11 protein-coding genes and 1 tRNA gene are annotated in these 12,988 nt (G+C 60.3%); 4 read left to right on the forward strand and 8 right to left on the reverse strand.

Features of this window, described 5'->3' with window-relative positions:
- The first annotated feature begins 1 nt into the window (after position 1).
- On the forward strand, positions 2-1,066 hold the full coding sequence (locus tag JFU04_RS15405; RefSeq protein ID WP_201144757.1) for a tyrosine-type recombinase/integrase: 1,065 nt from the start codon (positions 2-4) through the stop codon (positions 1,064-1,066).
- Positions 1,067-1,113: 47 nt separating this feature from the next.
- On the opposite strand, the gene JFU04_RS15410 is transcribed toward JFU04_RS15405, so the two are convergent.
- From JFU04_RS15410 to pvdQ, 3 genes are all read right to left on the reverse strand, one after another.
- Entirely contained in the window at positions 1,114-1,413 is a 300-nt protein-coding gene (locus tag JFU04_RS15410; protein ID WP_201144759.1) for a hypothetical protein, read from the reverse strand.
- Positions 1,414-1,644: 231 nt separating this feature from the next.
- Positions 1,645-1,718, reverse strand: a tRNA-Cys gene (locus tag JFU04_RS15415).
- Positions 1,719-1,930: 212 nt separating this feature from the next.
- Complete coding sequence (gene pvdQ / locus JFU04_RS15420) at positions 1,931-4,219, reverse strand: bifunctional acylase PvdQ (RefSeq protein ID WP_201144760.1); 2,289 nt, start codon at positions 4,217-4,219, stop codon at positions 1,931-1,933.
- Between the two features lie 236 nt (positions 4,220-4,455).
- Here pvdQ and JFU04_RS15425 point away from each other — a divergent pair, with 236 nt between their 5' ends.
- On the forward strand, positions 4,456-4,836 hold the full coding sequence (locus tag JFU04_RS15425; protein ID WP_065908163.1) for a fe2+ zn2+ uptake regulation protein: 381 nt from the start codon (positions 4,456-4,458) through the stop codon (positions 4,834-4,836).
- Positions 4,837-4,851: 15 nt separating this feature from the next.
- Here the strand turns inward: JFU04_RS15425 and JFU04_RS15430 are convergent, their stop codons facing one another.
- Positions 4,852-5,040, reverse strand: a complete 189-nt coding sequence (locus JFU04_RS15430) for a hypothetical protein (protein ID WP_016978057.1) — start codon at positions 5,038-5,040, stop codon at positions 4,852-4,854.
- Positions 5,041-5,211: 171 nt separating this feature from the next.
- Between JFU04_RS15430 and JFU04_RS30415 the strand changes: the two genes are divergently transcribed.
- The gene (locus JFU04_RS30415) at positions 5,212-5,346 is read left to right on the forward strand and encodes a hypothetical protein (RefSeq protein WP_256595088.1); all 135 of its coding nucleotides are present in this window, start codon (positions 5,212-5,214) and stop codon (positions 5,344-5,346) included.
- 172 nt (positions 5,347-5,518) lie between these two features.
- Positions 5,519-9,103, forward strand: a complete 3,585-nt coding sequence (locus JFU04_RS15435) for a membrane-targeted effector domain-containing toxin (RefSeq protein ID WP_201144762.1) — start codon at positions 5,519-5,521, stop codon at positions 9,101-9,103.
- A 63-nt stretch (positions 9,104-9,166) separates the two neighbouring features.
- On the opposite strand, the gene JFU04_RS15440 is transcribed toward JFU04_RS15435, so the two are convergent.
- Genes JFU04_RS15440 through JFU04_RS15455 form a run of 4 tightly spaced genes read right to left on the reverse strand, consistent with a single transcriptional unit; the run spans position 9,167 to position 12,972 of the window.
- Positions 9,167-9,928, reverse strand: coding sequence for an ABC transporter permease (locus tag JFU04_RS15440; RefSeq protein WP_201144764.1), 762 nt, complete (start codon positions 9,926-9,928; stop codon positions 9,167-9,169).
- Complete coding sequence (locus JFU04_RS15445; protein ID WP_201144766.1) at positions 9,925-11,124, reverse strand: ABC transporter substrate-binding protein; 1,200 nt, start codon at positions 11,122-11,124, stop codon at positions 9,925-9,927. Before JFU04_RS15445 ends, JFU04_RS15440 begins: the two co-directional genes overlap by 4 nt.
- Positions 11,111-11,914, reverse strand: a complete 804-nt coding sequence (locus tag JFU04_RS15450) for an ABC transporter ATP-binding protein (RefSeq protein ID WP_201144768.1) — start codon at positions 11,912-11,914, stop codon at positions 11,111-11,113. The genes JFU04_RS15445 and JFU04_RS15450 overlap by 14 nt, the downstream gene beginning before the upstream one ends.
- Entirely contained in the window at positions 11,911-12,972 is a 1,062-nt protein-coding gene (locus tag JFU04_RS15455; RefSeq protein ID WP_106803717.1) for an acyl-CoA dehydrogenase family protein, read from the reverse strand. The genes JFU04_RS15450 and JFU04_RS15455 overlap by 4 nt, the downstream gene beginning before the upstream one ends.
- Positions 12,973-12,988 lie beyond the last annotated feature (16 nt).

Below are 12,988 nucleotides of genomic sequence, written 5' to 3' on the forward strand. Positions count from 1 at the left end.
AATGCGCAGGAAGAATGCAGCCAACCTGGACCTGCCACCTCGCATGATCCGCCGCAATGCAACACTCAAGAGCGGCAAGATCTGGACGGGGTATTACTACAATGGCAGGGACGCCAACGGCAAACGTAAAGAGATTCCCCTGGGAGGCGACCTTGACCAGGCTAAAGTGGAATGGGCCAGGCTGGAGCGACGAGCACCACCGAAGCCCAACCACTTGCTGGGCTCTCTGTTTGACAGGTACGTGAAAGAGATCATCCCAACTAAGGGCTTGCGTACCCAGTCCGACAACATGAAAGAACTCAAACAGCTCAGGAAAGCGTTTGAAAAAGCCCCCATTGACTCGATCACACCCCAGGTAGTGGCGCAGTACCGGGACGCACGGACTGCAAAAGTCAGGGCCAACCGTGAAATCGCGCTGCTATCGCACATGTTCACGATCGCCCGTGAGTGGGGCCTGACCAGCAATGCCAACCCTTGCTTCGGGGTTCGGCGCAACAAAGAAAAGCCTCGGGACTATTACGCCGGCGAAATCGTTTGGAATGCGGTGTACACCGAAGCGGTGCAGGAACTCAAGGATGCCATGGACCTGGCCTATCTGACGGGGCAGCGCCCGGCCGACGTGCTCAAGGTAGCCACTACCGACCTGAACGCCGACTTCTTGATGGTTAAACAAGGGAAAACAGAAAAGAAACTACGCCTTCGACTTGAAGATGCTGGAGTGCAATCAGCGCTTAGTGCCTTTATCAATGACCTGCAGGAACGCCGCGCCTTGGCCGGCATCAAGACATCAACGCTCATCACAAACACCTCCGGCCTTCGAATGAGTCAGCAGATGTTGCGCAACCGGTGGGACGAAGCCCGCGAGAAAGCCGCTATTAAGGCGGGCGCCGATGGCGATTCATCCCTGGCAGTGCTGATCCGTGAGTTCCAATTCAAGGACATCCGCCCGAAAGCAGCCAGCGAGATCGAACTTACACATGCCAGCCGTTTGCTTGGACACTCAACCGAAGAGATGACCAAGAAGGTCTATCGACGAGTAGGGGAGATCGTGAAACCAACCAAATAACGAGTTTGCCGCCCCTCACGCAGGGGCGGCCAGGTCAGTAATGCGGCTCAAGCTCTGTTGCGTACAACAGCACCAGGAGATACAGATGTCTCCCCACTAGTAGTAACCAGCACGCCAGAAATCACACCCAAAACTTCTAACTTACCGCCTTCATTCGTAGCATCGCCGCGTACCGTTCCTCTCAAACTTACGTCCGCGCCGTTCTGGACGATTAAGTTGGATACCATCCCGTTCAAAGTCAAAATGCCTCCCGCCTTTACGATCACAGTGCCAGTCACCAATCCGTTAAGGGTAAGCAGTTCCGTGACAATCAGATCACCGTCGACTGTTCCATTCTCAGTGCGCATCTATCTATTCCTTTATCGCTCAGGTTCGGAACTACGCTTATAACCACAAGCGAGCGTGACATCAATATGCCCCCGGAACAGACTCCAGCCATCAATGAGCGTCTCAAAACGAGCATCACCACGCCTCAAATTTTAGGTAATTGCGGAAACGATTGTAAAAGTTGCGGAAACGATCATAAATCGCAGGCAATAAAAAACCCCGTAGACCATTGATCTACGGGGCTTTAAGAGTGGAGGCCGAGGTCGGAATCGAACCGGCGTAGGCGGATTTGCAATCCGCTGCATAACCATTTTGCTACTCGGCCTCAAACGATCAATGCCCTTACCACTGACATTCACCGCATAAAAACTTGAGTGGGCTATAAAACCCTGCCTCTACTCTAACTCATTGAATACATTGAAGTTTTTAATGCTTCGTTGCGTTCGATGGGCGCCATTATGTACTCATTTGCTTTTGCCTGCAACCCCTTGATTTCAAAAATATTTCGCATGGGGATCAAGGGGTTGCGTGCCTGCCCTACTCCTGCACGCGCCGTTCCTGATACGCCGGGTCGGCCTTGATCTGGGCGTCGGTGAAGGGCAGCGTGCGCAGTTTTTGCTGTGAGAACAACTGTGTCTGGTCTTTGGAATGCGCGGACGCGGGGTTGCTCGACAGAGAGAATGCCAGCACGCCTTGTGCATGGGGGCCCCGGTCGTCGAAGGTGACGATTTGCAGGTAGCTGCTGCCGCTGACCACTTCGCGCTTGCCGTCGGCGCGAGGCACGGTTTGCATGGCGTTGTAGATCCCCAACTCCTGCGGGCCACCATGCACCGGGGTCTGGCCGGACACCTGGATATCGCCCCATCGGCTGTCGGCGCCCAGGCCGAGTTTGGCGACCGCTGCGCTGGAAGCCAGCATGGCTTCGCGCAGGGCTTGGGCAACAGGCGCGCGGTCGATGGCCAGGCCGCGTGGTGTGGTCAGCGGCTGGGTCGGGTCGAAAGGCACGCGCCAGGCGTCGGGGATTTGCTGCAGGTGTTCGACCAGATCGATGAAGTGCACCAGGCCCAGGCCGCTGTCGAGGTTGGCGTGCCGGTCCCAGGTGCTCAGGCGGCTGCACAGCGGTTGCAACGTGGTGGCGTCGGCGCCGAGTTGCTTGGCGCAGAATTCAAGCAGGTCAGGCATGACCTGGCCGGCGAGGTAGACCTCATTGTCCATGACCATGTTCTGCAGGTCGACAACGCGGATCCGTTGCTTCTCCAGGGACTGCAGCCGCTGCAGGGCAAAACGCGCACGCGGTCCAAGGCCGATGTGGTCCTGGCTGATCACCGGTGAGAAGCCGGTCAGCGGCGCCTTGGGGTTGGCCATCCAGGCCGAGTCGTTGGAGTGCTGAACGTAGTCGGTGCGCGCAAGTTGTGGCAATTGGTCGGCGGCGAAGATGCCAGCCTGGGCCGCGCGCGGATCCACATCCCAGGCGCAGGCACTGTGGGCGCCGTCGAGCATGATCATCTGCAGGCCGGCACGCGGGTCGCTGCATTGCGCCAGTTTCGCCGCACTGACGTTGGGCACCACCGACAGGTTCATGTACAGGCTTTGGCCCTGGTCATCGACGGCCACGGTGTTGACCCATGGAATGCCTTGCAGCGTATGCACCGAGGTTTGCAGGGCCTGGAGGTCGCTGGCCTGGTTCATCGCGTACCACTGCTGCAGCACGCGGTCGTTGCCCAGGTTGGCATCGCGCAGGCTGAATGCGTAGTGGTTGTCCCAATCGAGCTTGCCCGGCCATTGCACCACCGGGCCGAACTGCGAGCTGTAGACCGGATGCACCACGGGTTGAATGCTGCCGTCCGGCTGTTTGACCTGCACGGTCACCGTGGTTTTTTCCAGGGCGATGGATTTGCCGTCGAGCAGGTAGCGCGTCGCGTCCTTGGGATCCAGCGTCAGGCGATACAGCGTGAAGTGCTTGGAGGTATCCACCGTATGGGTCCACGCCACATGTTGGTTGAAACCGATATTGATCACCGGCAGGCCGGGCAATGCGGCGCCCATCACATCCAGCTGGCCGGGAATCGTCAGGTGCATCTCGTAGAAACGCATGCCGCCCACCCACGGGAAATGCGGGTTGGCCAGCAACATGCCACGGCCATTGAACGAACGCTCTCGGCCGACCGCGACCGCGTTACTGCCGCGGTCCAGGCTAAAGCGCTGTTGCTGGGCGTCAGCCAGTGCAAAGGCCTTGGCAGTCGGCCGCACGCTGGCGGTCGCCTGAGGCGGCGCCGCGCCTACCAGGGCTTCGGCAAACTGGCCGACACCGCCTTCGACCAACAACCTGCGCGTCAGCTTCACCAGGTCGCCAACCTCCAGCGGCCGCACCCATGCCGCCTGGCACTGCGCGGGAGCGCCCTGCTCTTTCAGGTATCGGTTGTAGCCGGCGACGTAGCCTTCCATGCGCTGGCGGATCTGCGGGCTTTGCGCGTTCCAGAACGCGGCGACGGCCTGCGGCGTGTTCAGCCAGGTGAAAAACACGTCACTGGCCAGGTTGTTGCGTTCCTCCAGGGTCGACTGCTCGGGACCGAAGAATTTGGCGCGCTGGCCATTCACCGTCACCACCTCATTGGCCAGCAGGCACAGGTTGTCCTGGGCATACGCGTAACCAATGCCCAAGCCCAGGCCGCGCTCGTCGCTGGCACGAATATGTGGCACGCCGAAACTGGTCCGCCGAATATCCGCCGACGCTTGTGTCGACTGTTCCCGCGCCGATGCGGCCAGGCTCAACCCCAGCAACAGCCCCGCCACGCACACCCTGGACAACCCGTTGGAAATAATCACGCAGACTCCACAGTCAAATTGAACACCCTCACCAGGGGTAGCTACCCCACCGTAAGGACGCAAAAAGCCGCGGACAATTTAGCGCGCGCCGAGGTTTATTTAAGGCGGCGCGACTGTGACAAAACCGATACCGACAAAATTTCTACATCCGAGACTTCATGATTTTGCTCGCTCGTACGTCTTATTAACTAAGAGCGCCATCATTTTCCTGATCAGGCTCTGATAAGGAGTTTTGCATGTACAACCCGCAAGTGCCCACGGACGGACATTCACCGGCAGCCGACGCCCATTACGGCAGCGGCGCACAGACGTTCGGCAAAGCGCCCGAACAGCAAGGCAACCAGCGTATTCGCCATTTGCTCAAGTGTTTCGGTTTGCGCACCAGCCTGATTCGGCTGAAGGTCATCGACGCCCTGCTCACCGCCGCCGACAACCAGCGCACGCTGGGCGTGCGCGGCGTGCACAGCCATTTGCTCGAACTGGGCATCCCGCTGTCGTTTCTGAGTGTGCGCGAGGTGCTCAAGCGCCTGTGCAGCGAGGGCGTGATCACCCTCAATGCAGATAAAAGCTACAGCCTTCATGAAGAGGCTGCGAAGGTACTCGAAGGTCGCGCCTGACGTCGCGTCGCAGGCTTAGAGCTTGACCTTGCGGCGCATGATGCCGTTGATCACCACCACGACCACTGCAACGGCAATGGCGATGGTCTGGAACGTCTTCTCACTGATCGCCCCGATGTTCTGCAGATAGGACAGGCCAAACATCGTCGCCAGTACCGCCAGGGCGATCAGAATCGAGTATTTCAAACGTTGCTTTTGGGTCATGACGGGTTCCTGAACCTGAAAAATGTATCCACTTTGTATCGCCGAACATGCCAAGTACATACCCGGCAACGGGGATGGACGCGGGTCGGCAGGGTCCTATGTTACAGGCGATGAAAAGCTTTGGCTTGTCTGACGCCTGATTGATCCTGTAAGCCCCCGGAGGACTTGGACATGCTTCGTCGTATCGCACTGCTGATCCCCTTGCTGGTCATGTTGAGCATGAGCGGCTGCTTCTTTTTCCCGCACGGAGGCGGCTGGCACGACCATCGCTATTCAGAAGGCGGGCCGGGGTACTACCACCGCTGACGCCTGAGCGGTATCAGAAAATTCTCTGATTCACCGACACTCGGTCTTACACACAGCAGTCCCCTCAGGAGGAACCTCGGCGGGTGTTTTCCACACCCAAAGAGGCGCCTGAGGAACAGGGAACCTCCTAATGACAGGCGCTTTTCTTGGCAAGTCAAAAAGGTACCCACCGATGTCAATATCTGCCTATACACCTCCCCACCAGCCCAGCGCTGAAACTCTCCCGCTTCCCACTCCCGCTGCGACACCCGCATTATTGGTCAGCCCTGCGCCGACACCTCAGCCTTCAGAGGACGCCGACCAGACACCTACAGGGCGCCAGCGGCGCTCACCCACCGACACCAGCCATACCGGGCTGGCACGGTCCCTGGCGGACAAGCAGAACCTGCGGACCCTGGGGCAAAAGCTCAACGAGATAGCCGCCCGCCTGGGGGTGAACACCACGCCCCAGGCCATCATCTCCGCGCTGACGACCGCTCTCATGGATATTCATCCGGCCTCAACCTACGCCTCGCAAGTAGACACCGCATCGACGCTTGAAGACTTCATCACCGACTACGGGTTGAAGATGCCCAACAGCCATTTTTCCCTGACCGCGCTGGCCGACGCGGTGCTCGACCGCGCCATGGAACACCCACTGGGCAACTTTGGTGGCGCGCTGTCCTGGCCAGTGCCGTTGAGTAGCCAGGCGCAGCGCTCGCTGATGGAAAACGCGCGGCTCTATGTGACAGAGCATCCGAATCCCCCACCGATGGTGACAAGCCAGGGGCTTCTGGAGTACTTGAACAGCAACCAGCCACTGTCTGCCGAGGCCCTGAAGGACCCGGCAAAGGCACTGGAAGCACTCCTTGGCACCGCGCGTGCGCAAGGGTTGGGCCACGCCTTGCAGACCCAATTGAACGGGATTGCGACCGATACCAGCGTAAACGACTACACGTTGGCGGCGATGAATTTGTTTCTGGACCCGACATCGATTGCTGAGCCCAATAAAACCAAGGTTGCTGGCTTCGATCTGGTCCAGCAAAGTCATTGGGGCAAACCCGCTTCCACGATAGTGGACAACCTCAGCAAGCATTTGGAGACCAAACGCTACACCACATCTGGAATGGCCAAGGTCGGTGCTTACCTGCTACTGGCCAGGACAGCCCCTGAACTGCTGATCAAAGATATCCCCGCCAATGTCACCTATGGCAGCCCTGCCTGGGTCAGCCTGTCGATCGCAGCGGCCACGATAGAACACCAGGCACCTGGTAAGGTGCCCAATATGACCTTTGCCCAAGTCATGCTGGAGGCCGAAAATGCCGGCCTGCAAAACCTTGCCATGACCCAACAGGCACAGACCGCTGCGCTGCGAGTCTGGGGGGTGGTCAACGGCGTGCTTTCTGAAACAGAGGCTGGCCGTTACAACACCACCGACGTTGAGAAGGTCAGGAGTGCCTTCAATCAGCAGGCACGCATGCGCGTCGACGCCAGCAGCCAGATTGAGGCCCCTATTCCCAGCCGCAAGGAAATCGCGCTGGCCCAGCTGAAAGAAAGGTTTGGCGAGAACGTACCTTTTGAAGAGAAACTCCTGACCGTCAAGCAGACCACGCAGCCGTACGCCCAGCCCCTCTTCGACCCCAATCGCGCGCCCGCCGGCCGGCATTCGCTGCTGGATATCGCCATGAGCGGCCTGCACCAGTATGAATGGGAGTCCACCGACGATCGGATCGTTGAGGCGACACGAGGCAAGTCCCTCAATCTGGAGGTGAAAACCGAGTTCGACACTCAATTCACCGCTGCCATCGACCAGCGCAAACAAGGCCTCAAGACGGCCGTCAAACAAATGATTGCCCAGCTCCCTCTGCCTGACAGGGAACAATTCGAATACGGCAAGCTTGAGTTCTTTCAAAATCATACCTACCAGTTGGGCCTGGGCTTTACCGATCGAACCCTCGCAGAAAAAAACCAGGCGTTGCTGGTCAAAACCACGGGGGTAGACGGCGAAAAGGTCTATGAGATCGACTTTAAACGGGGTTCCATCACCGCGGTGCCGAACACCGTCCTGACTCAAGAGCGCGAGCGCGAAGCCAACCGTGTCTTTCCGATAGAGTCGTTCAAACCCTCCAATACCGTTGCCGCAGCCCTGGCTTCAGGCGGTCAAGCGAGCGAGCCACGCGCCACCCCCAACAGCTTTGCAAGCACGCGAACCCAGGCCATTGCCGATGCTTTTGTCGAACACCTGGATATTGATAACAACGATGTGGTCAAGCAGGCCAAGGGCACCACGACGTTCGACAAGCAAATGGAAACCGAGGGGAAACTGGCGGATTTTTTTCTCGACCTGATTCCCCTCAGGTCGGCGATCGTCAACTTTCAAAACGGTAACCACCTGGACGGCGCAATCGACCTGGGCATGGATATCTTCGGGTTTGTCACCGCCGGCGCGGGGAAGGTTGCCAAGGTCGGCGCTAAAGCTGCCGGCGCGGCGAGCAAGGCCTTGAAGGTCGCGAAAATCCTCGGGACCACCGTCATCAGTGAACTCAACCCGCTGGGTGGGCTCGGCGACCTGGTGGAAGGTGGCGCCAAGCTGATCGGCAAGGGTGTGGACAAGATCAAGGGCGCGACAGACTCCTTGAACCTGGCCAATGCGATGAGCCGCGAACATGGGCTCCTGACGTACGGTTCGTTCAAGTACGGAGGCCAGACCTACGAGGCCGACACCATCCTGTCGAATGGCCAACGCTATGCCTACGATCCGGTCCAGATGAGGCCTTACGGCACCCCGTTGGACGACTTCAACCCTCTGGATGCAATGATGCCGCCCTCGCCGAGGATGGAGGGCGCCATAGGACGGCCAGGTAACGCCCGGTATAACCCCATCGACCGGCAGGGCCGTCACGTCCACACCGCGCCCAAAACCGACCACTTGCCTGACGCAGAGTACGTAACGAGCATCAACGGTGCGCGCAATGACGCCCATTTCACCCCCAGCAGAAAAGCCGCAACCCGCGAAAAGTTTGGTCGGGAAATGGACGCCTTCTACCAACGCATGGCCTCTGGCGAACTGCCAGCGCGCCCGACCATTCCCGAGATCCCCAAAAGTGTCACACCTTCACAACTGATCGAAAAAGCGCTGGACGCGGCAGATGGGGTGGTCTTTGGTGACGTTCACAAAGACCTGGCGAGCTTCCAGACACTGTTCGACAACGTGGACACCTTCAAGCAAAAAGGCGTGAAGAAGCTGTATATGGAAGCCACGTTTTATGACGCACAGATGAAGCTCGTCGACGACGGCATCGGCTACCTTGGGGATGGCATAACCCCACGGTTTCCCTCTTTCAATCAACTGGTTAAAAAGTTTTCCGATGCAGGCATAGAAGTCGTGCCGCTGGACCATTGTTACTTGACCCGGCACAAGGATGAACGCGAGCTGTACAAGCAAGCGATGAAGGCCGAGGACTTTGTGCCAAGGCTAAAGGAATTCAACTACTACGCCGCGCAGACCATCCGGCAAAACTCCGCGGGCGAAAAATGGATTGCCTTGGTGGGCAACGCCCACATGAAAACCAGCCAAGGTATCCCGGGCGTGGCAGAGTTGACGGGCAGCATCGGTGTCGGGGTGTTTAAAAGGACCGATCCGGGGCCAAGCCTCGGGCTCAGGAAAACCAATCACGTGCCTGATCCAGCCCAGCGTTTGAAACCCGATGATCTGCCTGGTGACCTGCACATCTTCAAACAGGAAAAAGCGTCACCCAGGAATTCAGTGGCGGCGTAAGCCGGGTCGATGAGCCGACCCACGAAAGCCCGGCGAAATGCCGGGCTTTCGTTTCAGAGCCTGTCAGCCCGCATGCACCCATCGCTGATGCAACCCGCGTGCAAGCGCGTCCAGCGCGAACCCCAACACCCCGATCAACAGCACCATCGCCATCAGTTCCGAATAAGCCAACCGATCACGCGTATCCAGGATGTAATACCCCAGCCCCGCACTGACCCCGAGCATTTCGCACGGCACCAGCACGATCCACAGGATCCCGATGGCCAGGCGCACGCCGGTCAGCACATGCCCGACCACCCCGGGGATGATCACGCGGCGCAAGGTTTCCCAGCGCGTGGCGCTCAGGCTCTGGCTCAATTGCAACCAGCGCGGATCCAACTGACGCACGCCGGCTGCGGTATTGAGCATAATCGGCCACACAGCGGCAAAGGCCAGCAGGAAGTAGATCGGCGGGTCCCCTACCCCCATCAGCATCACCACGATGGGCATCCAGGACAACGGCGAGATCATCCGCAGGAACTGGAACGCGGGCGTGGTCGCCGCCTCCAGGTTGCGCGAACTGCCCACCAGGAGCCCGAGTGGCACCCCCACCAGCAAGGCCAGGAACAGCCCGACAAAAATGCGCTTGAGGCTGACGGCGATGTGCAGATACAGCTCACTCCGCCCGAGCAATTCCCCCAGGCTGGTGAACGTCGCCGCCAGCGAAAAGCGCGCGGACAGGCCGTCCGCGTCGCCCAATACCTTCACCCCCAGCCACCAGAGCACCAGCAAACCGGCCAGGCCACTCAACCCGAGCAACCAGCCCGGGACTCTGCGGTTGTTCAAACGCCAATCTCCTCGGTCCGCTCAAAGCCGTCCGGCAAGCCAAAGGTCTTCATGCCGCCCACCGCCTCGATGGCGTTGCGCACGAAGCGGTCGTCCACCAGGTCCTTGGCAACGAAGGCAGGGTCGAGGTCAGCGAGGAATTGCTTGTCGCCCTCGATCAGCGTGTCTTTCAAGCGCCGCACCAGTTCCTCGGTGTAGCTGGGGAACGGATAGGGTTGGAAGTCGATGCGGTGCTCATCCCAATTGGCGTGCTGGATAGCGCCATCGGCCAGGTAGGCCGCGCGGTCGCCGGCCGCCGGGGCGAGCACCTTGCTGAGCACCGGTTCGGCATGCGGCGTGTAGCGGTTCGGGCCGTCCTTGGACAGCAGTTTCACCGCCTCCTCGCGGTTGTCGCGGGTCCAGACCTGGGCCTTGACGATAGCGTTCACCACCTTCTGCGACCATTCCGGGCGGTTGGTCAGGTCATGTTCATGCATGAACACCACGCAGCACGCATGGTTGCGCCACACGTCACCGGTAAAGCGCTGCACACGACCGACCTTGAGGTTCTCCGCCAAGGCGTTGAACGGCTCGGCGACGATGTAGCCATCGATGCGCTTGCTGGCCAGGGCCGGCGGCATGTCCGACGGCGGCAGCACGATCAGGTTGACCTCGTTCGCGGCAATCGCACTGCCGGCCGCACGGGCGACCGGGGTCAGGCCGTTGTCGCGAAACAGCTGCTGCACCACCACGTTATGGATCGAATACCAGAACGGGATCGCTACCGACTTGCCACCCAGTTGCTTCACCTCAGTAATGCCCGGCGACACGGTCAGGCCCGAACCGCCGACGTGGTTCCACGCCACCACCTTGGCCGGCACCTTGCTGCCATAGCGCGCCCACACGGTCATGGGGGACAGCAGGTGGATCACGTTGACCTGACCCGAGATAAACGCCTCGATCACCTGCGCCCAACTGCGCAGCAGCACCGGGCGTTCGGCCTTGATGCCTTCGGCTTCGAACAGGCCATTGTTGTGGGCGACCAGCAACGGCGTGGCGTCGGTGATCGGCAAGTAGCCGATGCGTACCGGCGCATCCGGCTCGCTGGCGGCGCGCGCCTGCAGGCTGCTCAATAGTGGCAACGCGCCGGCGGCGCTGAGTACGGCGGACAGTTTGAGAAAATCACGGCGCGAGTGAGTCAGGTCATCCAGGCACATGGCAGGGCTCCGGCAGGTCAAGGGGGTTGGGTTGGGGGCGGCTCGCCTGCCGTAGGGTTTTGAGAATCTCGATGCGCAGCGTGCCGATGGCTTCCACCTGTTCTTCACGCGGCTGCGGCAGGTCGATCAGCCATTCGCCCAGCGTCCGCGCCGGGCGGTTGCCCAGTAGCAGGATGCGGTCGGACAGCAACAGCGCTTCATCAATGTCATGGGTGATCAGCACCGCCGCCGCGCCTTGCTCGCGATTGACCTTGAGCAACAGGTGCTGCATGTCCGCGCGGGTAACCTCGTCGAGGGCGCCGAATGGCTCATCCAGCAGCAATACCTGCGGCTGGCGTGCCAGGCAGCGCGCCAACGCCGTGCGCTGCGCCATGCCACCGGACAACTGCGCCGGAAACTGCTGGCGCGCGTGCTCCAGGCCTACCGCTGCGATGGCGTGGTCGACGCGGTGGCGGCGCTCTTCAGGGCTGAGGTGCGGCTGGCGAGCGAAATCCAGGCCGAAGGCGACGTTCTTTTCCAGGCTCAGCCAAGGCAACAGGCTGGGGTCCTGGAACGCCACCGCGACGCGTGGATGCGGGCCGTTCAATGGTTCACCGAGCACACGTACGCTGCCGCCTTGAGGCGTTTGCAAACCGGCCAGCACACGCAACAGGCTGGACTTGCCAACACCACTGGGACCCAGGATCGACACTACTTCGCCAGGCTGCAACTGCAGGTCGAATCCCTGCAATACCGGGCCACTCGCGTACCCCAGGCAAATCCCCTGGGCCGTCAATACCGCCGGGCTCATAGGTTGGCCTGACGCTGCAACTCGGTGCGCAATTGCACCAGGCTTGGCGTGACGATCGGCACGAAAGCCGACTCACGCCAGCGTCGCGCAAACCCACTGCCATGCGCGGTGAGATAGGCCTTTCCACCGCTGGCCTGCAACTCCAGCTGCACAGCGCTGGCGGCGGTTTCGGCCAAGGCGATGCGCAGCTTGAACAACGGCACCGGCTCGGCGGCAAAGCGCCCGGCCAACAGGCCGCTCTTCAACTCGCTGACTAAATGATCGAGGGTCACGCGCAATGTCTCGAGTTCTTCACGCAACACCGTACGGCTGGCCCCCAGATGGTTGGCGACTTCGGCCAGTGAGCGCCGCGCCAGGCCGATCGACATGCCGCACTGCAGGCCAAGGAACGCCGGGCGTACCGCTGGCAGAAACTTGCGCGCATCGTCATGCAGCAACCAGTCGCGGCTCAGCTCCACGCCTTCCAGGCCCAACGCCGCGGTGTTGCTCGATTGCAGGCCGAGCAGCTCCAGGTCGCGCGAGCGCTGCAAGCCGGCCACTGAATCCGGAATCGCCAGGATAAACGGTGCGCCACCGCCGGCATGTTCAATCGCCGCAGCGGCAACAAAGCCGTTCTTGCGCAGGTTGGTCACCCAGTGCAGGCGACCGTTGAGGGTCCAGCCGTGGTCGTTGGGCTCGGCGCTGATCTGCAACGTCTCGATGCCCGACAAAAACTTCATCGCATTCGACAATCCGGTCGCCCCCGCCAGCTTGCCGCTGAGCAGGTCCGGCAGCAGTTGCTCGCGCAGCCGCGCATTTGGGCTTTGCAGCAAATACTCGATAAACGAACGCTGGCCCCAGCACACGAAGGCCGCCGCCAGCGAATGGCTGGCGACATTGGCGATGGCCTCCACGGCGCCGGCCACATCCCCGCCCAGCCCGCCGAGTGCCGTGGGCACACCGATACGCAATACATTGGCTTCTGCCAGCCGTGGCAGCACTTCCTGTGGATCGCAACTGCCCACATCCAGGGCCTGCGCTTGAACATCGAGCCAACGGCTCAAGATAGGGTCAAGCATTCATGTTTCTCCTTGT

This window comes from Pseudomonas sp. TH21 (assembly GCF_016651025.1).
GTDB classification, from domain to species: Bacteria; Pseudomonadota; Gammaproteobacteria; order Pseudomonadales; family Pseudomonadaceae; genus Aquipseudomonas; species Aquipseudomonas aylmerensis.

Excerpts from the sequence above, each read along its gene's own strand:
- JFU04_RS15455 (WP_106803717.1), bottom strand. The coding sequence starts at position 12,972 with ATGCTTGACCCTATCTTGAGCCGTTGGCTCGATGTTCAAGCGCAGGCC.
- JFU04_RS15445 (WP_201144766.1), bottom strand. The coding sequence starts at position 11,124 with ATGTGCCTGGATGACCTGACTCACTCGCGCCGTGATTTTCTCAAACTG.
- JFU04_RS15425 (WP_065908163.1), top strand. The coding sequence starts at position 4,456 with ATGTACAACCCGCAAGTGCCCACGGACGGACATTCACCGGCAGCCGAC.
- JFU04_RS15405 (WP_201144757.1), top strand. The coding sequence starts at position 2 with ATGCGCAGGAAGAATGCAGCCAACCTGGACCTGCCACCTCGCATGATC.
- JFU04_RS15450 (WP_201144768.1), bottom strand. The coding sequence starts at position 11,914 with ATGAGCCCGGCGGTATTGACGGCCCAGGGGATTTGCCTGGGGTACGCG.
- JFU04_RS30415 (WP_256595088.1), top strand. The coding sequence starts at position 5,212 with ATGCTTCGTCGTATCGCACTGCTGATCCCCTTGCTGGTCATGTTGAGC.
- JFU04_RS15410 (WP_201144759.1), bottom strand. The coding sequence starts at position 1,413 with ATGCGCACTGAGAATGGAACAGTCGACGGTGATCTGATTGTCACGGAA.
- JFU04_RS15435 (WP_201144762.1), top strand. The coding sequence starts at position 5,519 with ATGTCAATATCTGCCTATACACCTCCCCACCAGCCCAGCGCTGAAACT.
- JFU04_RS15430 (WP_016978057.1), bottom strand. The coding sequence starts at position 5,040 with ATGACCCAAAAGCAACGTTTGAAATACTCGATTCTGATCGCCCTGGCG.